The organism is Staphylococcus sp. EG-SA-10 (assembly GCF_017151945.1).
In the GTDB taxonomy this organism is placed as follows: Bacteria; Bacillota; Bacilli; order Staphylococcales; family Staphylococcaceae; genus Staphylococcus; species Staphylococcus aureus.
Genome location: NZ_JACVZJ010000007.1, coordinates 16,819 through 39,055 on the forward strand (window position 1 = coordinate 16,819; position 22,237 = coordinate 39,055).

General features: G+C 31.8%; 25 protein-coding genes and 2 pseudogenes. 3 read left to right on the forward strand and 24 right to left on the reverse strand.

Annotated elements, in window-relative coordinates:
- Positions 1 to 174: 174 nt before the first annotated feature.
- The 18 genes and pseudogenes from IDG45_RS07260 to IDG45_RS07345 all read right to left on the reverse strand — a co-directional run bounded on the left by IDG45_RS07260 (position 175) and on the right by IDG45_RS07345 (position 15,186).
- Positions 175 to 1,082: pseudogene (locus tag IDG45_RS07260) on the reverse strand (DUF1672 domain-containing protein).
- A 95-nt stretch (positions 1,083 to 1,177) separates the two neighbouring features.
- A pseudogene (locus tag IDG45_RS07265) lies at positions 1,178 to 1,303 on the reverse strand (hypothetical protein); the annotation flags it as partial.
- Positions 1,296 to 2,222 (reverse strand): DUF1672 domain-containing protein, encoded by a 927-nt coding sequence (locus tag IDG45_RS07270; protein ID WP_025174501.1) that lies wholly within the window; start codon positions 2,220 to 2,222, stop codon positions 1,296 to 1,298. The gene IDG45_RS07270 and the pseudogene IDG45_RS07265, both read right to left, overlap by 8 nt.
- A 57-nt stretch (positions 2,223 to 2,279) precedes the next feature.
- On the reverse strand, positions 2,280 to 3,185 hold the full coding sequence (locus IDG45_RS07275; RefSeq protein WP_000913240.1) for a DUF1672 domain-containing protein: 906 nt from the start codon (positions 3,183 to 3,185) through the stop codon (positions 2,280 to 2,282).
- An 89-nt stretch (positions 3,186 to 3,274) separates the two neighbouring features.
- Positions 3,275 to 3,460 (reverse strand): hypothetical protein, encoded by a 186-nt coding sequence (locus IDG45_RS07280; protein ID WP_000470337.1) that lies wholly within the window; start codon positions 3,458 to 3,460, stop codon positions 3,275 to 3,277.
- A gap of 249 nt (positions 3,461 to 3,709) precedes the next feature.
- Complete coding sequence (lukF-PV, locus tag IDG45_RS07285; protein WP_024937002.1) at positions 3,710 to 4,693, reverse strand: Panton-Valentine bi-component leukocidin subunit F; 984 nt, start codon at positions 4,691 to 4,693, stop codon at positions 3,710 to 3,712.
- Positions 4,689 to 5,627, reverse strand: coding sequence for a Panton-Valentine bi-component leukocidin subunit S (gene lukS-PV, locus IDG45_RS07290; RefSeq protein WP_000239544.1), 939 nt, complete (start codon positions 5,625 to 5,627; stop codon positions 4,689 to 4,691). Before lukS-PV ends, lukF-PV begins: the two co-directional genes overlap by 5 nt.
- 389 nt (positions 5,628 to 6,016) lie before the next feature.
- Positions 6,017 to 7,471, reverse strand: a complete 1,455-nt coding sequence (locus IDG45_RS07295; protein ID WP_000909207.1) for an N-acetylmuramoyl-L-alanine amidase — start codon at positions 7,469 to 7,471, stop codon at positions 6,017 to 6,019.
- A gap of 10 nt (positions 7,472 to 7,481) precedes the next feature.
- Entirely contained in the window at positions 7,482 to 7,784 is a 303-nt protein-coding gene (locus tag IDG45_RS07300) for a phage holin (protein WP_000339141.1), read from the reverse strand.
- 135 nt (positions 7,785 to 7,919) lie between these two features.
- Positions 7,920 to 8,219: a DUF2951 domain-containing protein gene (locus tag IDG45_RS07305; RefSeq protein ID WP_000466784.1), complete on the reverse strand. Its 300-nt coding sequence runs from the start codon at positions 8,217 to 8,219 to the stop codon at positions 7,920 to 7,922.
- A gap of 45 nt (positions 8,220 to 8,264) precedes the next feature.
- A complete protein-coding gene (locus IDG45_RS07310) occupies positions 8,265 to 8,429 on the reverse strand; it encodes an XkdX family protein (protein WP_000916020.1) in 165 nt (54 codons plus the stop codon).
- Positions 8,422 to 8,811 carry a DUF2977 domain-containing protein gene (locus tag IDG45_RS07315; RefSeq protein ID WP_001166600.1) on the reverse strand — a complete coding sequence of 130 codons (390 nt, stop codon included), beginning with the start codon at positions 8,809 to 8,811 and terminating at the stop codon, positions 8,422 to 8,424. Before IDG45_RS07315 ends, IDG45_RS07310 begins: the two co-directional genes overlap by 8 nt.
- Positions 8,811 to 10,277: a BppU family phage baseplate upper protein gene (locus IDG45_RS07320; protein WP_000067140.1), complete on the reverse strand. Its 1,467-nt coding sequence runs from the start codon at positions 10,275 to 10,277 to the stop codon at positions 8,811 to 8,813. Before IDG45_RS07320 ends, IDG45_RS07315 begins: the two co-directional genes overlap by 1 nt.
- 323 nt (positions 10,278 to 10,600) lie before the next feature.
- Positions 10,601 to 12,352 carry a two-component system sensor histidine kinase SrrB gene (gene srrB / locus IDG45_RS07325; protein WP_000987769.1) on the reverse strand — a complete coding sequence of 584 codons (1,752 nt, stop codon included), beginning with the start codon at positions 12,350 to 12,352 and terminating at the stop codon, positions 10,601 to 10,603.
- The gene (srrA, locus tag IDG45_RS07330) at positions 12,333 to 13,058 is read right to left on the reverse strand and encodes a two-component system response regulator SrrA (protein WP_000064078.1); all 726 of its coding nucleotides are present in this window, start codon (positions 13,056 to 13,058) and stop codon (positions 12,333 to 12,335) included. Before srrA ends, srrB begins: the two co-directional genes overlap by 20 nt.
- Before the next feature lie 131 nt (positions 13,059 to 13,189).
- Positions 13,190 to 13,927, reverse strand: a complete 738-nt coding sequence (locus tag IDG45_RS07335) for a pseudouridine synthase (RefSeq protein ID WP_000159577.1) — start codon at positions 13,925 to 13,927, stop codon at positions 13,190 to 13,192.
- Positions 13,920 to 14,462, reverse strand: coding sequence for an SMC-Scp complex subunit ScpB (gene scpB / locus IDG45_RS07340; RefSeq protein WP_000368650.1), 543 nt, complete (start codon positions 14,460 to 14,462; stop codon positions 13,920 to 13,922). The genes IDG45_RS07335 and scpB overlap by 8 nt, the downstream gene beginning before the upstream one ends.
- Positions 14,455 to 15,186, reverse strand: a complete 732-nt coding sequence (locus IDG45_RS07345; RefSeq protein WP_000273371.1) for a segregation and condensation protein A — start codon at positions 15,184 to 15,186, stop codon at positions 14,455 to 14,457. Before IDG45_RS07345 ends, scpB begins: the two co-directional genes overlap by 8 nt.
- Before the next feature lie 91 nt (positions 15,187 to 15,277).
- On the opposite strand from IDG45_RS07345, the gene IDG45_RS07350 reads away from it, so the two are divergent.
- Positions 15,278 to 15,784: a DUF309 domain-containing protein gene (locus tag IDG45_RS07350; protein WP_001183422.1), complete on the forward strand. Its 507-nt coding sequence runs from the start codon at positions 15,278 to 15,280 to the stop codon at positions 15,782 to 15,784.
- Between the two features lie 77 nt (positions 15,785 to 15,861).
- Here the strand turns inward: IDG45_RS07350 and xerD are convergent, their stop codons facing one another.
- The 3 genes from xerD to IDG45_RS07365 all read right to left on the reverse strand — a co-directional run bounded on the left by xerD (position 15,862) and on the right by IDG45_RS07365 (position 17,894).
- Positions 15,862 to 16,749: a site-specific tyrosine recombinase XerD gene (gene xerD, locus IDG45_RS07355; RefSeq protein WP_000447733.1), complete on the reverse strand. Its 888-nt coding sequence runs from the start codon at positions 16,747 to 16,749 to the stop codon at positions 15,862 to 15,864.
- A gap of 48 nt (positions 16,750 to 16,797) precedes the next feature.
- Positions 16,798 to 17,247, reverse strand: a complete 450-nt coding sequence (fur, locus tag IDG45_RS07360; protein WP_000392691.1) for a ferric iron uptake transcriptional regulator — start codon at positions 17,245 to 17,247, stop codon at positions 16,798 to 16,800.
- A 104-nt stretch (positions 17,248 to 17,351) separates the two neighbouring features.
- Complete coding sequence (locus IDG45_RS07365) at positions 17,352 to 17,894, reverse strand: NUDIX hydrolase (RefSeq protein WP_000365235.1); 543 nt, start codon at positions 17,892 to 17,894, stop codon at positions 17,352 to 17,354.
- Positions 17,895 to 17,975: 81 nt separating this feature from the next.
- On the opposite strand from IDG45_RS07365, the gene IDG45_RS07370 reads away from it, so the two are divergent.
- Positions 17,976 to 18,884: an aldo/keto reductase gene (locus tag IDG45_RS07370; RefSeq protein ID WP_031927559.1), complete on the forward strand. Its 909-nt coding sequence runs from the start codon at positions 17,976 to 17,978 to the stop codon at positions 18,882 to 18,884.
- Positions 18,885 to 19,099: 215 nt separating this feature from the next.
- On the opposite strand, the gene IDG45_RS07375 is transcribed toward IDG45_RS07370, so the two are convergent.
- The gene (locus tag IDG45_RS07375; protein ID WP_000995802.1) at positions 19,100 to 19,348 is read right to left on the reverse strand and encodes a hypothetical protein; all 249 of its coding nucleotides are present in this window, start codon (positions 19,346 to 19,348) and stop codon (positions 19,100 to 19,102) included.
- Positions 19,349 to 19,363: 15 nt separating this feature from the next.
- Entirely contained in the window at positions 19,364 to 20,119 is a 756-nt protein-coding gene (locus IDG45_RS07380) for an SDR family NAD(P)-dependent oxidoreductase (RefSeq protein WP_000678228.1), read from the reverse strand.
- 141 nt (positions 20,120 to 20,260) lie between these two features.
- Between IDG45_RS07380 and proC the strand changes: the two genes are divergently transcribed.
- Positions 20,261 to 21,076 carry a pyrroline-5-carboxylate reductase gene (proC, locus tag IDG45_RS07385; protein ID WP_206171581.1) on the forward strand — a complete coding sequence of 272 codons (816 nt, stop codon included), beginning with the start codon at positions 20,261 to 20,263 and terminating at the stop codon, positions 21,074 to 21,076.
- Positions 21,077 to 21,180: 104 nt separating this feature from the next.
- Here proC and rnz read toward each other — a convergent pair whose 3' ends face one another.
- A complete protein-coding gene (gene rnz, locus IDG45_RS07390) occupies positions 21,181 to 22,101 on the reverse strand; it encodes a ribonuclease Z (protein WP_000454060.1) in 921 nt (306 codons plus the stop codon).
- Positions 22,102 to 22,237 lie beyond the last annotated feature (136 nt).

Here is a 22,237-nt window from a genome sequence, read left to right on the forward strand (position 1 = left end):
TAGGTCAAAAAGCTTTATATCAGTATTTCCATTTATATTATTAATTAAATCGCCAGAAGTTATACTTAAAATCTCTACTTATTTGCCTTCACAACAATAGTAGAATTGTCTTTCAATACTTAATCTAGCCAATATACACTAATCTCCGCTAAATATTCATCATTTATTTTATTCTTAGTCAAACACACCATATTCTGAAGTGCTTTTACCGTTATAATTTGGTTTAACTGTATTTATTTTTTTGTCCGAAAATTTTATACTAAGATCTATACCGTTTGGTATCTCTTTTTCTTTTTTTATTTCTTCTGCCATTTTTATTACATTTTCACTGTTACTTTTTTTAGTATAGTTCTTTTTTTACTAAATAGAGTAGTAGTTACCGAAACTTTAGACTTATCTTTTAATTGCTTCTTAACATTTGACAATTCTTTTGAAAATTCACTGTCACTTTTGTTTATTAATGGTTCAAAATAGTCTCTATACTCAGTTAAATTATACGGTATAGTCGTAATATAAAAATATTCATTTTCATATCCACTATTTTGTGTCTTGTTAATTGCCTCTTTTGTAAATCCTGTATATTGATATTTCTTTTCATTATCTTTGAAAAATTTATATAAATTGTCATACTTTTCTTTTTGTGCTCGATATTCAAAGCCACTCAACACTGTACCAACTAAAGTACTCATATCATCGCCTTTGTCCTCACTTCTTAATGAGCTATTACTGTCAATAATTGATTTGTCAAATGGAATACTCGCATTAAATACGATGTCGTGGTCATCACAATGCACGAATACTTCTACGCCGTCGCCACTACCTACAACATTGGTAGCTTTAACTTTTAGACCAAAGTTATCCATAAAAAATTGTTCGCCTCGTTTAGCAATTTTATCTTTATGCTTCTTCGCAAATTCAATCGCATCTTTTTCTGCAGGTGGTTGGAAGCCTTGTCCTACATATTTTGAAGCTTCCATTTCTTCTGGTACTGATTTTGTTTCATTGTTGGATTTGTTATTGGTAGTTGAACATCCTGATAGTAGTATCGTTGCTATTAAAATTAATTTTGCCTTTTTAAGCATATCTCATCACCCATTTATGCGCTTTTAAAAGTTACATTTTGTAAATAATTATACTCTCTTAATTTATTTGCGTCTTATAGTTTCTCTCTATATAAATCTTCAAATACATCTGCCTGCTTAAATCGTTTTTCGTTAACTGTAAAGTTATTATCTTTATTGATGTCTTGATAAACCATATAACTACTCAATTCTGTTAAATCTCTATCATTTATTTTATTCATCTTCAAATGCTCCAAACGACACTACTTTCTTATCATCAAAACGAGCTTTTTTTGTGCCAATAAGTTTATTTCCTAATTGAGTAGTTATAGTATTCTTGATTGGCATATCTTTTGTTTTTTCAATTTTCTCGGATAAATCTATTACATTATTTATCTTTTCTTTTCTATTCCTTTCATCATTCGTACTAAATAACGTTGCTACAGTATTTGTATTAGCAGTATAGTTTAGCTCTTTTCTAGCTTTTTGCATACCCTCTTTAAATTCTTTATCATTTTTTTGAATCAATGGTTCGTAATATTTACGATATTCTTTTAAATTTCTTGATAAATATGTAATATAAAAATATTCATTTTGATACCCGACGTTTTGCGTCTTGTTAATTGCTTCTTTAGTAAAACCTGTATATTGATATTTCTTTTCATTTTCTTTAAAAAATTTATATAAATTATCATACTTTTCTTTTTGCGCTCGATATTCAAAGCCACTCAGCACTGTACCCACCATCATACTCATATCATCACCGTTGTCATTACTACGCATTGAACCTTTTTGATGGATGGCGTCTTTGTACAAAGGCAGACTTGCATTAAATACAATGCCATGATCTTCACAATGCACATAAACTTCTACACCATCATCTTTACCTACAACATTGGTAGCTTTAACTTTTAGACCGAAGTTGTTCATAAAGAATTGTTCACCTACTTTTTCAAATTCTTTACGATGCTTCTTCGCAAATTCAATCGCATCTTTTTCTGCAGGTGGTTGGAAACCTTGGCCTACATATTTTGAAGCTTCCATTTCTTCTGGTACAGATTTTATTTCTATATTCGTGTCTTTTTTTGATTCACTTTCCATCGCGGAACATCCTGATAGCAGTATTGTTGCTATTAAGATTAGTTTAGTTCTTTTAAACATAGCTCATCACCCATTTATGTGTTTGTTTAGAATATAGAGAAATTAGCTGATTTCAAGTCATTCGACCTCAATCCTTATAGACTCATTATCACTGTAATTAACTCGATTAGTACTAATAGTAGATTTTGCTAGTTGTAAAAATATTTTCGTATTTTCAAAATTAAGGTGTAACTTTTTCGTACTTTCAGACAAATCTATAACATCATCTAATTTTTTGTCCTTTGAAAAGTTACTACTTTTCGAAAACAATGTAGTATGTACTTCTATTTCAGCTTTATAGCCTACTCCTTTCCTTGCTTCTTTCATACCTTTTTTAAAATTCAGATTATTCTTCTTTATTAGGGGTTCGTAATATTTTCTATATTCTTGGAGCGTCGGTATATTTGCAACTATATAAAAATATTCATTTTCATAGCCACTATTTTGTGTCTTGTTAATTGCCTTTTTTGTAAATCCTGTATATTGATATTTCTTTTCATTATCTTTGAAAAATTTATATAAATTGTCATACTTTTCTTTTTGTGCTCGATATTCAAAGCCACTCAACACTGTACCAACTAAAGTACTCATATCATCGCCTTTATCCTCACTTCTTAATGAGCTATCACTGTCAATAATTGATTTGTCAAATGGAATACTCGCATTAAATACGATATCGTGGTCATCACAATGCACGTATACTTCTACGCCGTCGCCACTACCTACAACATTCGTAGCTTTAACTTTTAGACTGAAGTTATCCATAAAAAATTGTTCGCCTCGTTTGGCAATTTTGTCTTTATGCTTTTTCGCAAATTCAATCGCATCTTTTTCTGCAGGTGGTTGGAAGCCTTGTCCTACATATTTTGAAGCTTCCATTTCTTCTGGTACAGATTTTGTTTCTTTATTAGATTCGTTATTGGTAGTTGAACATCCTGATAGCAGTAGTGTTGCTATTAAGATTAATTTTGCCTTTTTAAGCATATTTCATCACCTATTTATGTGTTTGTAAAACTTTTATGTTTGAAAAAGCTACTTATTCTCAATGAAAACAAGTAGCTTTTAATAAATAATTAGTATACTGCTTGTTTTTCTAATTGTTCTTTAACTTGAATTAAGTTTGAACGAATTAACGAAGCAGATTGATCCATTGTTTGAATAACTTGCCCTTCATTTTCGTTCAAGCCATTACAAACAACTTCAAACTGTTGTGCCATTTGATCAAGACGTGCATGAGCTTGAGTGTTTAAAATAAACATATCATCATAATGAGATGGTAAATTGACATTTCGTCGTTGTACGCAAATGTATAAAACCCTTGTTATACCAAGTTCTTTATTATTTTTAACCTTTTAAATTTTCCACAAGTGTTTGCCCTTATTTAAATAATCCGCCCTTTTTTTGCCCTGAAAAAATAACCACGTCAATTAAGACGTGGTTACCCTAAATATAGAAAGAAAGTGTTTGTAAATTTTAACATATTTAAGATTTTTTGATTATCTATCTGTTTAGCTCATAGGATTTTTTTCCTTAGATTGAGTATCTATTAATTTAACTGTATGATTTTCCCAATCAACTTCATAAATTGATGTATGAGTTGCTCTATTTTCATCTTTATAATTATTACCTATCCAGTGAAGTTGATTCCAAAAGTTTGTATATCTATCCATTTCTCTTTGATAAGTAACAGTAATTTTTGATTTTTTTGCAGCGTTTTGTTTTCGAGATAGGACACCAATAAATTCTGGATTGAAGTTACCTCTGGATAACACTGGCATTTTGTGATATTCCAAGAAGTTTTGTCCAGCATTTAAGTTGCTTTGTCTTGAGCCTAAAAACATTTCATTACCATAAGTTGAATGATAACTATCTCTGCCATATGGTCCCCAACCATTATTCATAATTTTATGTGCTTCAACATCCCAACCAATTTTTTTGAAATTAGTTCTTTTATCTAAGCTAGTTCTATAGCTTTCTTGTTTATAGTTAATTGTCTCTGAAAAAGATTTTGAACCATTACCTCCACCTGATAAGCCGTTAGAGATATTAATATCTCCACCATAAGAATAACCTACCGTTTGTTGTACTTGAAATTCTTCATTTTGATTTTTAGGTGCATAATCTACAACGTTTACTGAGTCATTAGAATCTGAATTAATTGAAATGTTGTACTTAGAACCCCAATAAAATTGAGAACTAATAGTGTCTTTTGGATTTGGCTTTGTATAGCCAGAATAAATGTTTCCAGCAGCTTTGAGTATTAATGTATCTTTATCATAACTTTTATCTTTAATAAAATTAAAAGTTAAAATCTGAGAAATTTTTAACTTATCGGAATCTGATGTTGCAGTTGTTTTGTACAAAGTAATTTTATCATCAACCTTTTTCTCACTTACAGGTGTGATATGTTGAGCTGCATCAACTGTATTGGATAGCAAAAGCAATGCAATTGATGTAACAACTGATGATTTGACTATTTTTTTCATATCAATTATGTCCTTTCACTTTAATTTCATGAGTTTTCCAGTTCACTTCATATTTAACTGTGTAATTTCTGTTTACAAATGCGTTGTGTATTCTAGATCCTTCTAAATAACTATTGCCATAGTGTGTTGTTCTTCTAGTAGCATGAGTAACATCCATATTTCTGCCATACGTTATTTCAAATTCACTTGTATCTCCTGAGCCTTTTTCATGAGAAACAGTTGCAATAAATGAAGGATTGAAACCACTGTGTACTAATGGGGGTAATTCATTGTCTGGCACAAAATAGTCTCTCGGATTTTGACTATATGGTTTATATCCAACAAATAAATTTGGATCATGTCCAGACATTTTACCTAATGATGTGATAAATGAATTAGCTTTTATTCCCCATTGAACACTTTTTGAATTTTGATGTTCTACTTCACTGATATAGTTTTGTTGATTATAACTAATTGTTTTTGAATAATTAAATGAACCATTACCTCCTGTTGATGGACCACTATTAAAATTACCACCTATGTTATAACCTAATGTTTGACTAACATTTACTGAATCTATTTTATTTTTAGGTAGATAATTTATTAAATCTACATTGGGGTCATTTGTTTTGAGACCAATATTGTATTGGAAAGGCCACCTCATTGCTTTTATATGATCTGTGTTTTTGTAATTGTAATAAGTAGTCTTTGAATTGATAAAACCTTGCATTTTTAAAATCAAAGCGTCTTTGTTATACTTTTTATCTTTAACAAAATCAAACTGAATATTTTGTGTGACCCCCCACTTATCGCTACTTGTATCTTCTGTTCTTTTGACTACCTCAGCGCCATCACCAATATTCTCAATATTGTTATCAGCTTTAGATTCATGAAACGAAGTAGCAATAGGAGTGATTATTCCTAACGACAATGTTGCAGCTAATAGTCTTTTTTTGACCATAAAAATCATTTCCTTTCTTTATAAATTTTATTACATTTTTATATTAAACCTTTTTAACTTTTAATAAAATTAAATATTTATTAAAAGATTTATCGAGTTTAAAATATCTACAAATGTGTTTTTTTACTATTATTTCGAAAAAAACCCGTTCATTACCAAACAAATTATAAATAATTTATATTTTGATTGATAATAAACATAAAACCACGATATAGTTGACCATAACAACTTTTTAATCATAGCACACAATACGAACACAAAATAATTTATATACTAAAAACGTTTGTTTTTTTAAAATTTAATATATTCATGTAAAAATTAACTGTTTATTAATTTTAAATAATAGGCAAGTACCGATGTACCTGCCTAAGATTCATCATATACAATTATCAAACTGCACTAAACTTACCAAAACTGCTTATTCTATTACCTGCCTTGTCTACCTCTCCTGTAGCAATATAACGACGTTGTCCACTATTAGCAATATAAGTAATCCATCTATACCCATTGATGCAATATGCTCCGTCATATTTGATTGTTGCGTTATTAGGTAATACACCTGTAATTCTTGAATTAGTTGAATAGCCATCCCTCACGTTATTACCTTTAACATTGGCAACTGTGTAATAACCAGTTTCTTTTTTATACGGTACATTATTTTTATCGGGTGTATAACCTGCTGGCACTGGCGGATTCTTTTGGTTTTTAGCTGATGTTTTAACATTACCAGCTACCAAACCACCTATAGGCTTACCATGAATCGCACCAGCTATTAATTTAGAATACAAGTCATAATTCTTCTTAATCCAATCCATATCTTTTTTATTAGTAATAAAACCTAATTCAGATAAACGATAATTGATATTTATTTCTGCTGATACATTAACGTTCAGTAAATCATTACGAGGTGTTACACCTCTTATTTGTCCTAAGTTATTTTTAATAACATCTTGTATACTTTTATCAATAGTATCTGCATTGAATTGACTTGAAATAATAACATGCCCACCACTTGCACTTTCTCCTGCTGCGTCTAAATGAATCTCTAGAACAATGTCATACCCCTGTGATTTAACCCAATATAAGCCATAATCTTTATTATTTCCTACATTAACACCGTAAGCAGTATCTTGATACATATCTTGTGATTGACTTGAGCCACCATATAATGCAACTTCGTGACCTGCATGTCTTAAATACTTAGCGATATTTGGTGTTATATATTTACGGATAAAATCACGTTCATTTGTTCCGTTTCCGACTGCTCCAGGATCGTTATAACCATGACCGGCTACAAGCATAATTTTTTTAGGTTTAATTACTGCTTGCTTTTTGGCAGTTGCTTGCTTAATAACGCTTTTAGCTTTATCTCCAACACTTACTTTATCTGGGAAATTTAATCTAATAAAATACATTGGGTCATCGTAATAATGAACATGTCTTGTAACGGTTTCGGGACCCCAACCAGGTTGCGCAACGCCATTTGTCCAACCTTTACCATTCCAATTTTGGCCAAACGATGTGAAAGTGTTTAGATTAGCGCTCTCAACAATTTCAACATGTCCAGCTCCGCCACCATACTTTGACGGGAAAACGACAATGTCCAACTTTTGCGGTAAAAAGCTATCATAGTTTTTAATTATTTGCCCGTATTTTTCAATCCTTGCTTTATTATCAAATGGAATATTATAAGCGTATAAACCTTGTAACCTTTCGCCTGTTGCTATCATAAAAAACATATTTGCGTAATCGTAACACTGAAATCCATAAAACAAATCAGGATTGAACTGCTTCCCTAATGAATTATCAAACCATTTTTCTGCTTGGTTTTTTGTTATCAACATTGGTCAACACCTACCCTAAATCATTTGTGTCGTTCATATTCGTAGGTGTCATTACTTCTTTAATTGGCGCTTGCCCTGTTGCTTTTCTATACTTGTTTTCAGCTTTATATTTCTTTAGCTTTTGATTTGCCCATTTACCTTCTTGAGATGTTGGATTGTCTTTATACGTAGTATATAAAGCAACAACAGTAAGTATTATTGATGATATAGTCTCATCGTCTACTGGAATCGGGCTAATACCTTTGTTCGCTAAGAATTGATTTACTAATGCTAAGATCAATACGATGTATCTTGTTATTACTTTTGCATCCATTTGTTTGCTCCTTTTTTCCAAAATAAAAAGCCAGTGCCGAAGCACTGACTCTTAACTATTACTTACACTTACTAAACCAGAAACACGACCAAAAGCTATATCCTAAAATTCCCTTAAGCATGGTAATCACCTCCTTTAAATGCCAAAAATAGTTTTTAACAAGGCTATAACAAATGTACTTAGAATCGTCCCTATTAATCCTAGAATCCACATCTTGATGTCTCTAATATTTTTAGCATTTTTCTCTTTATTTTTTTCATCTTCTTCTTTGTCACGCCTTAGTTCTTCGAAATTTCTATCTAACTTGTCATAAATTTTTTCTTGCGTTCTCAGACTGTCTTCTATTCTGTCGAATTTTTCAAACATAGTCTTATCATTTTCTTCTAATCGCGTTAAACGCCAATCTTGTTCGTGTCGTTTGGTAAATCCAAACATTACACCACCCACTTTATTCAAATTAAAAAGCCATAAGATTATAACCTATGACTCTAGATTTTCTGGATACTTTTCTCCTGTAATAATTGCATATTCCTCTTTATCTATAACTTCCATATCTACATACCACGCTATATCTTCTTTACTATATTCTTTCAATTGATACCATGTTTTAATATCTTCGAATGTTGGTGAAATTAATTTAAGCATTTTCAGTCTTTCCTTTAACCTCTTCTAATTTTTTATTAAGTGTCACAAGTTGTTTTGCCATTAGTGCATTTTGCTTATTAACTTGCATCGATAACTTTGTACTTTGAACAACTTGTTTCTGCATACTAGCAACCATTTTTCGTAAGATGTCATCAGAAGCGACTGTGTTTTGTTCTTCACTGTCAATCTGTTGATGCAAGTCATCTTTTTCTTCTGAATAATCTTCGTTAAAAACTATTTCCCCATTTGAATATTTAAAGGCTTTAGGTCTAAAAACTTGAGAGAAATTTTCTGGTAAATTTTCAATATCAATACCTTCTTCAAAGCCACCAATGATAGCGTATGAAATTATCTCATTACGCTTGTTAACTAATATTTGCATTATTTTCTCACTCCTATAATTTTGTTAATTGTCCCTCTATTTGCGTTCGCACCAGAGCCTCTTTGACTTCCTAAGTCGAAATAGACATCGTTTGATATAGTTAAAGATGTACGACTAGATTTAGTTAATCCAAACTCATAAACACCTCCACCATTTCCATCACCATCTGGAAGATTTGAGGGATTCAATGAAATCTTTCCTCCTCCAAAAGGACTGCCAAACTCTGTAAAGTCACCACCTGGAAAAGTCCCATAAAAAATTAATAAAATAAATTGGTCTAAACTCTCATTTAAGTACAATGTAGAGCCCACACCATTTGCTGTTCCATCAAAAATAACCGAATACCTTTTATTAAACTTGTCATCTGCGTATAATTTAGCGTTACTTTCGGCCATATTAGCTTTTGATTGGGCACTTTGAACAGTTTCAAAAGGTGTATTGTAATCATTAATAGCTAATTCTGACCACTCAGACCATGAACCCGCTTCTTTTCTTTTAACAAACACTTTATTTGTACCGTTCGGTCGATAAGTCATACGCTTGTAATCTGAAGTTACTACTAAATATTCGACAGTACCGTTAGTACTAACACCTCTTGGATAATTTATAGCTTGCGAAACATAAATAAATTGGGTTGAATCACCTATTCTTTGTTCTGGATTATTAAAATCAAATCCAGTAATCTGCATTATCTTACCATCATCTTTAGTAATCTTAGCTTTTTGCCAATTTGAAGTAGAACCACTTGTGACTAAACCACCACTATTCACTGACTGCTTGAAGGCTTCATGTTTCTCATCCATATATCGCTTTTGCTCATCGAATGTTCTTGAATATGCTTGCGCTTTATTTTCCAAATCAGATATATGGCTATTAGCAAGTTGCTTTAATTCATCTATACTTGAAGATTTTGCTATTTGAATATCTGATAGACCTTTTTCTTTAGCTTTTTCAATCAGACTCGCATAATCTTCACCATTTTTTATAGCCTCGTCCATTGCTTTCGCACGATCCATAATAGTTTTTTCTAATTCCTGAAATTCAACAATATAGTGTAATTTTGTTTCAGATGGAATCATGCTAAACAAACTTTTTTCAACGTTAAATGTGATAGTTCTCTCGACAACTACCACGTCTGAATTACCTAATTCTGCAACCGAAACTTGAGCTTGATAACTTCCATCTCGTTTAATTACATCATTAGGTAATTGAAATTTTAAAATACCTTTAAATGGATCTAATATTTCTAGTGGAGCAACTACCATGACTCCTTTACCTCGAATCGCTATTCGTGCTTTGATATTTTCTTCACTCAATAATAACGGTTGATTATTTTTAGTGATATTAAAAAGAAGAACAGAAGAATCACTCTCTCCTGTTCTAAAAGTTATATCTAGATTTGAAATATTTTCATAATGCGCTGTGTTTTCTAAATTTATAGCTACAGATTTCTCTAAATTACTCATTAACTTATAATTCTCCCATCGTGGAACATCCCCCTAAAATTAATGTCGTAGCTAAAACTGATCCAATGAATTTTTTCATATGACACCTCGAATAATTTAATTATTACAATATATCTATATTTTACCCTATTTTTATAATCAAATAAATAACTTTATCAAACTTTATATTTTTATATAAATTAGTAATATATTTAATAGTTGATATTCGCAAAAACCCTAAATCCTAATCCACATACAAAATTCCCCACATCAATAAAAAAACGCATGCTATAAATTAGAGTCTCTAATTAATAACATGCGTTCTTAAATAACTATATTCAGTTTTATTCCGGCTTTGGTAGTTTGATAATAAACGTTGTGCCTTTTCCTAATTCGCTTTTAACATCAATGGAACCACCATGCTCTTCGATAATCATTTTACAAATGAACAAACCTAAACCGGTACCTTGTTTACCTCGCGTTCTCGCTGCATCAACTTTATAAAAACGATCAAATACTTGTTGTAAATGTTCTGGTGCAATGCCTGTACCTGTATCTTTAATGTATAAAATATCTTCGCTTTCATTTTCATCACAAGTAATTGCAATTTCATCACCAGGTTTCGTATAACGTGATGCATTATCAATTAAGTTCGTTAGTACTTGGTCCATGCGATCCATATCATAACTCCAAACACGCTTCTTACAATAATTAAAAGTCATATTTAGACCTAAATCATCAGCTTGTTGACGGTACTTAATTTTCATCTTATCTAGTAACGCTGCAATAGGCTGAACTTCTTTATTTACGGATAACCCTTCAGCATCCATGCGAGCGACATTTAACAATTCATTAACTAAACGATTTAAACGTTTCGATTCGTCAAGGACAATGGCAAGCGATTCTTTTATTTCATCCGGTTCTGTAACAATACCATCTACAATTGATTCAGTATAACCTTGAAGTAATGATATCGGTGTACGTAATTCATGTGATACATTAGCAATGAAATCTTTCTTCATTTGATCTAGATTGTGCTCATTAGTCATATCACGAACTGTCACAACAACACCACTTTTACCCCCCTGTTCAATCTTATCGATATAGCTTGTGGTCACAACAAAGAATCGTGCATTCATTTCTAAATCACGCATTTCTGTTTGTTTTGATTTAAAAGTATCTTCAATTTGTCTTAATAAGAAAGCTTTAGCATCCTCATCAATATTGTCCATAATATCATTCGCCATCTTATTAGATAAGATAATTTGTCGACTCTCATTAATACCTAGGACACCTTCTACCATAGAGTTAATTAAGCTGTCTCTAATATTTTTAGATGTGGATAATGCGTCGACATGCTCTTCGATTTCTGTACTCATCTGATTAAATGCCTGCGATAATTGACCAATTTCATCTTTCGTTGTGACAGAAGGTTTATAAGAGTAATCCCCTTCAGATACACGTGTAGCTTGGTCTCTTAAACGTCTTAAAGGTTTTGTAATTCTTGACGATAAGAAAAACGCAAAGACTGTTGTAATTGTTAAGAAAATAACAGCCGTAATTATAGTGATAATCGTAATAGCATTATTTGTATCTTCGATTGATTTCAAGTCTTTATATATAAAGACTCCACTATATTTGCTATGACTATTCTTCTGTGCTTTTGTTGGATAGCCTAACAGAATATACGTTTGGGATGAACCCTTTTCTTTAATCGTTACATTTCGAGTAACAGATTTACCTTTATCAAACACATCGTCAAAATGGTCGTTGTTGACTACTTCATTCAACATTTGCTTTTTAATGTTAGAAAGTGAAGCCGTTGATTGACGATGTTTATTATTTATAATCATCAACCCACCAGGATTTTCAATTAATGTTTGACTATATTTTATTGCTTCTTCTTTATTATGTGATTGTTCGACCAGTGAACTTATACGTCTAGCATCTTCTCTTATGGCATTTTCGGTTTCTTGTGTGAAATAGTATTGCATAAAGGTAATTAAAGCAATACTTAATAAAATTAAAACTGTCGTCACTATTAAAATAATAGTTAACCACAGTTTAATTACGACACTATTTAGCCGGCTCATCATTAGATTTAACCTCAAATTTATACCCAACGCCCCAGACTGTTTGAATCATATGCGCAGCTTCGCTAGACACACGATTTAACTTTTCTCTAAGTCGTTTAACATGAGTATCAACTGTTCTTAAATCACCATAGAATTCATAATGCCAAACTTCTTTTAATAATTGTTCACGGTCAAATACTTTATTTGGTGTTTTAGCTAAATATATTAATAATTCATACTCTTTAGGAGTCAAATTAACTTCTTGATTATCAGCAAGTACGCGATGTGCATCATTATCTATTTCTAAATGTTTAAATTCAATCACATCACGTGCGTGAGGTTCGCTTTGTTCTACAGTTGTAGATTGCGTTCTTCTTAGAAGTGCTTTAACTCTTAAGACTACTTCTCTTGGTGAAAATGGTTTGACGATATAATCATCTGCACCAGATTCAAAACCTTCAACACGGTTTGTTTCTTCACCTTTAGCAGTCAACATAATAATCGGTGTTTGTTTATGTTCACGCAATTTAGTTGCCACCTGGATACCATCCATTTCAGGCAACATTAAATCTAGTAGTATGCAAGCATAATTATTCTCCATTGCAAGTTCATAAGCCTCTTGGCCATTACTTGCTTCATGGATTTCAAAAGATTCTCTTTCTAAATACATTTTAAGTAATCTTCTGATTCTATCCTCATCATCTACGATAAGTATTTCGTTCGACATACAGGTCTACCTCCCACACATGCTTTTCTTTACAAAAGTATTATATCACAGGAAAGCGCATACAGTTATTAAAAACCTAAAATTTTGTGAAAAAATTCTCAAACTTTGTGATAAATACATATTTTATTTAATTATTTCCCATGTTCTGCTAAATGACGCATCACTTTTACTTCATGAGGCGTCAATACACGTCCTTCACCAGCATTCAAACCGACAACATTTAAAGGTCCATATTCAATACGAGACAGTTTCGTCACTTGATGACCAAAATGTTCGAACATTCTTCTGACTTGACGATTACGCCCTTCTGTAATTGTAATTTCAACCAATGTTGTGTTTTTATCTTTATCTTGTTTCTTAACTTTCACTTCAGCCGGTTGCGTCATACCATCTTCTAATTCAATACCTTTTTCTAGCGCTTTCACTTCTTCTCTCATTAAATAACCTTTTAATTTTGCGACATATTTCTTCTTAATTTGATATCTTGGATGTGTCATTAAATTAGTAAATTCACCATCATTTGTAAGTAATAACAATCCAGAAGTATCATAGTCTAAACGACCAACAGGATAAATACGCGCTTCGATATCTTTAAAGTAATCTGTAACCACTGTACGTCCTCTATCATCAGATACACTTGTTATCACTTGAGTTGGTTTATGGAATAAAATGTAAATTTTGTCTTCTAGCTCTATTTTAATACCTTCAACTTCAATCGTATCTGAAGGCTTCACTTTTGTTCCTAATTCAGTGACAGTTGTACCATTAACTTTCACTTTACCTTCAGAAATTAAAGTTTCTGCTTTACGTCTTGAAGTATAACCGCTATTTGCTATACGTTTTTGTAATCGTTCTAATTCTTTAGTCATTATTTTCTCCTTTTTGATTGACTAGATTACTGAAAAAAGCATCCATTTCTTCATCGTCTTCTTCAGTTGTCGGCAAATCTTCTATACTTGAAATACCAAATACATTTAAAAATAAATCAGTAGTGATTAATTGTTGGCTACGCTGTTCATTGACCACTTTAGCCTCTACTAGTCCTTTAGCAATCAATGTCTTGACCGCACCATCTGAATTGATACTACGAATTAATTCAATATCACTTCTTGATAATGGTTGGTTATAAGCAATAATTGATAGAACTTCCATTGCTGCTTGTGATAATTTCATTTGTGACTTTTGTTCAATTAATTGTTCAATGTACGTTGCCGCTTCTTTTTTAGTCGTTAAAACATACGTCGTTCCAAATCGTTGTATTATTAATCCATGTGATGAATAATTTTCAATTAATTCTACGAGTTGGTCTTTCGATATATCTAAAATTTCTAATAGCTGTTTTTCATCTAAACCTTCATCGCCAGCTGTAAATAATAGCGACTCTAATATACCATGATTATCCAAAATGGTAGTTCACTCCTCTAATAATGTTAATATCTTCAAAATTACGTTGTTGCTCAATATTAATTATTCCTGCCTTTGACATCTCTAAAATAGCTAAAAAGTGAGTGACTACTTGTTCAATTGGCTCAGAAAACGTAAACAGACTAAAGAAGTTAAAATGATCTTTATCTTTCAATCTCGATGTCACTTGTTCTGTAGCTTGTTGAATGGTAAATGTCTCTTTTCGGATTTCAACAGATTTAGGTGTATTTAACTCAACTCTATTTTTAACTCTTTGATAAGCTACAATTAATTCAGTTAAATCAATCGTATGATTTGGATCCCAAGATTCATCTGTTTCCAAATGAGATAAATCTGTCGGTCTTTTTGTAAAATAAAAATCTCTTTCTTCTTTCATGTCATTTAAAATAGCAGTATATTCTTTATAATTTTGATATTCTATTAAACGCCCAACTAAATCTTCCCGTGGGTCATCATCAACATCCATATCTGATGTTGATTGTGGTAATAGCATCTTACTTTTAATCATTAAGAGTTCTGACGCTAATACTAGGTATTCACTTGCAATATTAATTTCAAGCTGTTTCATTGCATGAACGTACTGCATATACTGCTCTGTTAATGCTTGCATAGGAATATCATAAATATCTATTTCAAATTTTTGGATAAGATGCAGTAATAAATCTAATGGTCCATTGAAAGCATCTAATTTAACTTCATACATAATATCTACCTCGTACTGCGTCATATGTGCATAATTCTCTAAAATATTATAGCATGAAAATAACTTACTTTTAAATTGGGGTGATAACAAAATGCAACAGGCACTGATAAATTTCTATTATCAATTTCATACTAAGCAACATTATTTCCTATGTCATGACATTTTAGAAGATGCATGGAAAGCTGAAAATAACTACAGTAAGCAAGATGCAGTTGTTAGTTTAATCTTGTTTGCAACTGCTTGTTACCATTATCGCCGCAATAATTTAAAAGGCGCCTATAAGTCTTTTAATAAATCTAAAGAAATAATACAAAATGCTAAAGATAGAGATGCGTTACACCTTAATTTAAATGATTATCAGTTGTTAATTGAGCAACAAATTGCAAAATTGAATGCAGCAAAGCCTTTTTCATCTGTTATATTACCAATAACTCCAGACTTTGAGCGCATCATCAAGGCCAACTATCCAGATTATGATTATAATCACGAAACAGCAACAGATCCTTTTATTGTAGACCATCACATGCGGCGTGATCGTTCAGAAGTGATTGCAGCAAAAGAAGAAGCGATTCAATTAAGAAAACATAGACGTAATTAATCAACCAATTTAAAAAAGCCACAATAGCACAGACATTTTTAGTCATGTGTATTGTGACTTTTGAGTTATGGTTCACTTTATGCTCTAGGATGAAATTGGTTATACATTTTTCTAATCTGAGATTTTGAAACATGTGTATAGAGTTGGGTAGTAGATATGTCAGAGTGACCTAACATCTCTTGCACTGCTCTTAAATCTGCGCCATTTTCCAATAAATGTGTCGCAAAAGAGTGGCGTAACGTATGTGGCGTTAACGTCTTTTTAATGTTTGCCTTTACACCATTTTGTTTAATCATTTTCCATATTGCTTGTCGTGATAAAGGTTTACCATGCATATTTAAAAATAAGACTTCGGTAACAGTCTTTTTTAAAAGTTGCGGTCTAATCGTTTCAATATAAGTAGTTAAGTACTCAATGACTGCGTCGCCTAATGGTACAATTCTTTCTTTATCGCCTTTACCAAATACGCGTACAAACCCCATTATTAAGTTCACGTTCTCTAACTCTAAATGTATCAATTCAGATACACGCATTCCCGTTGCGTACAGAAGTTCTAACATCGTACGATCACGATAACCATTAATTTTATTTAAATCCGGCGTTTCTAATAAAGCCAACACTTCGTCAACATTTAAAACGTCAGGCAATTTTTTGTCATATTTTGGTGAATCTAATAATACCGTTGGATCTTTCGCTGCATATTTTTCTCTTATAGCAAATTGATGAAAACTACGGATTGTTGAAATAAATCGCGCAATAGATTTAGCAGATTGCCCTTGGTCTATTAAATGCCCCAAACACTCTTGAATTAATTGTCGATCTATAAAATCAATATGCGAGATATGATGTTCAGTCATATAATCTTGATACTTTTTCAAATCACGTCTATAAGCACCAATTGTGTTAGAACTTAGACCTTTTTCAATTTGTATAAAACGCAAATATTCTTCAATAATTGTTTCCATAACCACACCTCTAAAAAAAGCGAAGGTTAATTTAACCTACGCAATTTACTATCCTTTACCTTTAGCTTGGCACGTTTCACACACACCATGGAAAGTTAAACGATGATCTAAAATTTTAAAATTGAACTCATTTTCAACTCGATTTTCAACTTCTGGTAACAAATCTTCATCGATTTCATCTACACGACCACATTCCATACATACTAAATGATGGTGGAAATGTTTTGCGCCTTCTTTTCTTAAATCAAAACGAGCGACGCCATCACCAAAGTTAATTTTGTCGACAACTTTTAGTTCAGCTAACAACTCTAACGTTCTGTATACTGTCGCCAAGCCAATTTCAGGCGCTTTGTCTTTTACTTTCAGATATACGTCTTCAGCACTTAGATGATCTTTTTCATTTTCAATTAGAACTCTAACAGTAGCTTCGCGTTGTGGCGTTAGCTTATATGATGATTGTTGTAATTGTTGCTTAACGCGATTTAATCGTTCTTCCAACGATGTCCACTCCCCTACTAATAATTAAAATCATTACAAATTATTTCAAACTTCACAATTAAAACTAACAGTTTTCTCAATAAAATGCAAGCTTTTCTCATTTGTTATTTAGAATGATTATAATTTAATAATAGGTGTTGTAATGCAATGATAGTCTTCGCATCTTCTATTTCTTTATTCATTAGCATCGATTTAACATTCTCAATCGGAACTTTAATGACTTCGACAAATTCATCTTCATCTAAGTGAACTGTGCCTTCTTCTAAATTATCCGTAAAATATATTGATAATTGTTCATCACAAAAACCTGGTGAACCATACATATCTACAACATGCGTTAACTCTTTGGCAATATATCCTGTTTCTTCTTCTAATTCACGCTTAGCCGCTTCGACTCTATCTTCATCATCTTCTAATTTACCAGCTGGAATTTCTAGCAATGGTTTTTCTACTGGTTTACGATACTGTTTCACTAATACGACTTCTTTTTTAGGTGTCAATGCACAAACAGCAACTGCACCATTATGATAAACTAATTCCCTTGTTGACGTTTCACCGTTTGGTAATGTCACTGTATGAATTTCTACATCTACAATTTTGCCATTATAAATAACTGTTCGATCAATTGTTTTTTCATTTAAATCCATTATAATCACGTTCCTTTAAATTCATATTATATATTGATACACTATGCTTGTTAGCTAAAGTGTATCGAAAGGAGAACAGACATGCAAAAAAATATATTAAAAAGTGGTATTGCATTATCTGAATTAGGTCTAGGTTGCATGAGTTTAGGTACAGATTTAAAAAAAGCCGAACAAATTATAGATTGTGCTGTTGAAAATGGTATCACTTATTTTGATACAGCAGACATGTACGATAAAGGTATAAATGAATCAGTTGTTGGTAAGGCACTTCTTAAATATCAACAACGCGATGATATTGTCATTGGTACTAAAGTAGGCAATCGTTTAACAAATGATGGCAGTACAACATGGGATCCGAGTAAATCCTATATTAAAGAGGCGGTTAAAGGTTCACTAAAGCGTTTAGGTATTGATCATATCGATTTATATCAACTTCATGGCGGAACCATTGATGACCCATTAGACGAAACAATAAGTGCATTTGATGAATTGAAACAAGAAGGAATTATACGTGCTTACGGTATTTCTTCTATTCGCCCAAATGTAATTGATTATTATTTAAAACATAGTCAAATCGAAACGATAATGTCTCAATTCAATTTGATTGATAATCGTCCAGAATCATTATTAGATACAATTCACAACAATGATGTTAAAGTATTGGCAAGAGGACCTGTGTCTAAAGGATTATTAACTTCAAACAGTGTTAATGTGCTCGACAATAAATTTAAAGATGGTATTTTTGATTATTCTCATGATGAATTGGGTGAAACAATAGCCTCTATTAAAGAAATTGAAAGTAATTTATCTGCATTGACATTTAGTTATTTAACATCACATGACGTGCTTGGTTCCATCATTGTGGGTGCAAGTAGCGTCGACCAATTAAAAGAAAATATTGAAAACTATCATACTAAAGTTAGTTTAAATCAGATTAAAACAGCAAGAGCTCGTGTAAAGGATTTGGAATATACCAATCATTTAGTGTAGAAGTCATTTTCAGTAATAAAAACAGCAGTATGAGGCGTTTCATTATAAAAATGCCTTACTGCTGTTGTTTATGTAAAATTCGCTATAATTTATGATTAAGATTACTCACTTATGATAGAAATTAAAGAGTTGTCCTCACGCATCAGTATTTAGTAATTTCGCCCTGCGCCAGTGCCTCAAGCAAACTTCTGCTACTTCATCTTTTAATAATTTTATTAAAACATCTTTCTATATTTCACTTCGCATGTTGATTCATCATTATTAGTTATTATTTGTACACCCAGCACATTTCCTTGCAACACAAGTAGTTTGAATTTTTCACAAGTATAATATAATGTACTGTCTGAAATTTGATCTACAGAAATATCGCCTAAAATATCCAGCACTGTAAATTCTTCAAACACTGATAGTTGTTCCGCATATCGTACACAAAGTCTTACCACACTCTCCGATTGACAGTTCATTGCCATCCCACCTACTTATGCTTTATTTTTAAATAATTTAGGGAAAAATCGTTCAAAAAATCTAGGCGCAATTTGATACATTTTCAACGCATGATGCATCCATTTAGGCCGATTAATTTCTAATTGTTTTGTTTTAATGCCATAAATGATATCTTCTGCAAGCTGATTAGCATCAAGCATAATTTTCCCCATCTTTTTAGCATACTTCATTGATGGGTCGGCTTTTTGATGAAAAGGTGTATCAATCGGGCCAACATTAACTGTCATGATATGTAAGTTTGGTGACTCTAGTCTTAAAGCATTCATTAATGCATAAAACCCTGCTTTCGATGCCCCATAATGTGCAGCATTTGCTTGTGTGGAAAATGCGGCTTGACTTGATATACCTACAATATGTGCGTTAGATGTTAAATATGGTCTCAACACAGTATATAAAACATTAAAACTAATTAAATTAAGCTGATACGTTTCAATCATTTCTGAAAAACTATGGTCTGAAATAGATTTGAAATAACCTAAACCTGCACTATAAATGAATCCATCGAATGATGTATTGTCTTCAAATTGCAATGCCTGTATCGACTTCAAATCATTTAAGTCACAAGGAATAACATTTATAGTTTTCCCCAATTCCTGGTCAAAGATTCTAGTTGCTTTATCAACATCACGCACCAACAACGTTACATGCACTTTATTTTCTAGTAACTTTCGGACAATCGATAAACCTAAACCACTCGTACCACCAGTCACTATAAAATGTTGTCCTTTCATCAATTAACCTTCCTTTTCCATTATATAGAATGCAATTTATCAACTTTACATAATTGAGACAAGTTGATTATCTTTCCTAATATATATACAATAATAAGAAAATATAACATACAAATCAAAAACTAAAGGGATGTGACGTTAATGAAACTCGTATTTTATGGAGCTGGTAATATGGCACAAGCTATATTTACAGGAATTATTAACTCAAGCAACTTAGATGCCAATGATATATATTTAACAAATAAATCTAATGAACAAGCTTTAAAAGCATTCGCTGAAAAACTAGGTGTTAACTATAGTTATGATGATGCGACATTATTAAAAGATGCAGATTATGTATTTTTAGGTACCAAACCACATGACTTTGATGCTCTAGCAACACGCATCAAACCACATATTACAAAAGACAATTGCTTCATTTCAATTATGGCAGGAAATCCGATTGATTATATTAAACAACAATTAGAATGCCAAAATCCAGTTGCTAGAATTATGCCAAACACAAATGCGCAAGTTGGACACTCAGTTACTGGCATTAGTTTTTCAAACAACTTTGACCCTAAATCTAAAGATGAAATTAACGATTTAGTTAAAGCATTTGGTTCTGTAATTGAAGTATCAGAGGATCATTTACATCAAGTAACAGCTATCACCGGAAGCGGTCCAGCATTTTTATATCATGTATTCGAGCAATACGTTAAAGCTGGTACGAAACTTGGACTAGAAAAAGAACAAGTTGAAGAATCTATACGCAACCTTATTATAGGTACAAGTAAGATGATTGAACGTTCAGATTTGAGTATGGCTCAATTAAGAAAAAATATTACCTCTAAAGGTGGTACGACACAAGCTGGCCTTGATACATTGTCACAATATGATTTAGTATCTATTTTCGAAGATTGTCTAAATGCTGCCGTCGACCGTAGTATTGAACTTTCTAATATAGAAGACCAATAAAAACAAACCCGCCAACACATGTATGCATCATCGCAAGCACTGTGTTTGACGGGTTATTTTAATAAATTATTACTATTTGGCAAGCATTGTTTATTACTTTGTCATTAGACTTTAAAACTATCAAAATCTTTTACAAAATTAAAATTTGGTGTATCTTCATTTTGTATCAATGTTTGATAAATTTCATTTATATCTTCTGTATTATAGCGATTGCTCAAATGTGTAATCAACGTACGTTTAACATTGGCTTCTTTTATCAATGCAAATACGTCTTCAATATGGCTATGATGATAATTGTTGGCTAAATGCTTTTCACCATCTATATAGGTTGCTTCATGTACCATCACATCAGCATCTCTAGAAATCACACGTTCATTAGAACATGGTTTTGTATCACCAAAAATTGCTACAATTGGACCCTGTTTGGACTCACCTCTAAAATCTTTCGATTGATAAACTTGACCATTATGTTCAAATGTATCATGAGATTTTACTTCTTGATATTTAGGACCTGGTTCAAGACCAATGTTTTTTAACGCTTCAACATTGATTGTACCTGTAGTTTCAGGTGCCATTACTCTATATCCATATGATGGAATACCATGATTAAGTAAATGCGCCTCTACAGTAAAACCATCATGATGATATGTTAGATGATCATCGATTTCAATATATGTAATTGGATAGTTTAAATGTGACTCTGATAAATTCATAGACATTTCCACATATGCTTTAATTCCTTTTGGTCCAACTAATGTAAGCGGCTTTTGTTCACCACCCTGAAAAGAACGACTAGAAAGTAATCCTGGCAAACCGAAAATATGATCGCCATGCATATGAGTAATAAATATATGTGTCACTTTTCCTAATTTAATTGCATGATGTAAAATTTGGTGCTGTGTACCTTCACCAACGTCGAAAAGCCATATGGAATTGGAATATGGTTCTAAATTTAAGGCGATTGCTTGTGTATTTCTCTCTTTTGTAGGCAAACCTGCACTCGTTCCAAAAAATGTAACTTCCATATATGCCCCTCCTTTTCTTCAATTCATTTTATCATAAAATTTGTATCAATTTAGTTTTAATTTATACTTGAATCAAAATCTGTTAAAAATTCGTCTTTGCTAGTTAATTTTTCTAACTTTAACGTAGACATAACTA

Bases quoted from the DNA above. Each gene is read 5' to 3' on its own strand.
- IDG45_RS07270 (WP_025174501.1), bottom strand. From the start codon at position 2,222: ATGTTTAAAAGAACTAAACTAATCTTAATAGCAACAATACTGCTATCA.
- IDG45_RS07275 (WP_000913240.1), bottom strand. From the start codon at position 3,185: ATGCTTAAAAAGGCAAAATTAATCTTAATAGCAACACTACTGCTATCA.
- IDG45_RS07280 (WP_000470337.1), bottom strand. From the start codon at position 3,460: ATGTTTATTTTAAACACTCAAGCTCATGCACGTCTTGATCAAATGGCA.
- lukS-PV (WP_000239544.1), bottom strand. From the start codon at position 5,627: ATGGTCAAAAAAAGACTATTAGCTGCAACATTGTCGTTAGGAATAATC.
- IDG45_RS07295 (WP_000909207.1), bottom strand. From the start codon at position 7,471: ATGTTGATAACAAAAAACCAAGCAGAAAAATGGTTTGATAATTCATTA.
- IDG45_RS07300 (WP_000339141.1), bottom strand. From the start codon at position 7,784: ATGGATGCAAAAGTAATAACAAGATACATCGTATTGATCTTAGCATTA.
- IDG45_RS07305 (WP_000466784.1), bottom strand. From the start codon at position 8,219: ATGTTTGGATTTACCAAACGACACGAACAAGATTGGCGTTTAACGCGA.
- IDG45_RS07310 (WP_000916020.1), bottom strand. From the start codon at position 8,429: ATGCTTAAATTAATTTCACCAACATTCGAAGATATTAAAACATGGTAT.
- IDG45_RS07315 (WP_001166600.1), bottom strand. From the start codon at position 8,811: ATGCAAATATTAGTTAACAAGCGTAATGAGATAATTTCATACGCTATC.
- IDG45_RS07320 (WP_000067140.1), bottom strand. From the start codon at position 10,277: ATGAGTAATTTAGAGAAATCTGTAGCTATAAATTTAGAAAACACAGCG.
- srrB (WP_000987769.1), bottom strand. From the start codon at position 12,352: ATGATGAGCCGGCTAAATAGTGTCGTAATTAAACTGTGGTTAACTATT.
- srrA (WP_000064078.1), bottom strand. From the start codon at position 13,058: ATGTCGAACGAAATACTTATCGTAGATGATGAGGATAGAATCAGAAGA.
- IDG45_RS07335 (WP_000159577.1), bottom strand. From the start codon at position 13,927: ATGACTAAAGAATTAGAACGATTACAAAAACGTATAGCAAATAGCGGT.
- IDG45_RS07345 (WP_000273371.1), bottom strand. From the start codon at position 15,186: ATGTATGAAGTTAAATTAGATGCTTTCAATGGACCATTAGATTTATTA.
- IDG45_RS07350 (WP_001183422.1), top strand. From the start codon at position 15,278: ATGCAACAGGCACTGATAAATTTCTATTATCAATTTCATACTAAGCAA.
- xerD (WP_000447733.1), bottom strand. From the start codon at position 16,749: ATGGAAACAATTATTGAAGAATATTTGCGTTTTATACAAATTGAAAAA.
- IDG45_RS07365 (WP_000365235.1), bottom strand. From the start codon at position 17,894: ATGGATTTAAATGAAAAAACAATTGATCGAACAGTTATTTATAATGGC.
- IDG45_RS07370 (WP_031927559.1), top strand. From the start codon at position 17,976: ATGCAAAAAAATATATTAAAAAGTGGTATTGCATTATCTGAATTAGGT.
- IDG45_RS07375 (WP_000995802.1), bottom strand. From the start codon at position 19,348: ATGAACTGTCAATCGGAGAGTGTGGTAAGACTTTGTGTACGATATGCG.
- IDG45_RS07380 (WP_000678228.1), bottom strand. From the start codon at position 20,119: ATGAAAGGACAACATTTTATAGTGACTGGTGGTACGAGTGGTTTAGGT.
- proC (WP_206171581.1), top strand. From the start codon at position 20,261: ATGAAACTCGTATTTTATGGAGCTGGTAATATGGCACAAGCTATATTT.
- rnz (WP_000454060.1), bottom strand. From the start codon at position 22,101: ATGGAAGTTACATTTTTTGGAACGAGTGCAGGTTTGCCTACAAAAGAG.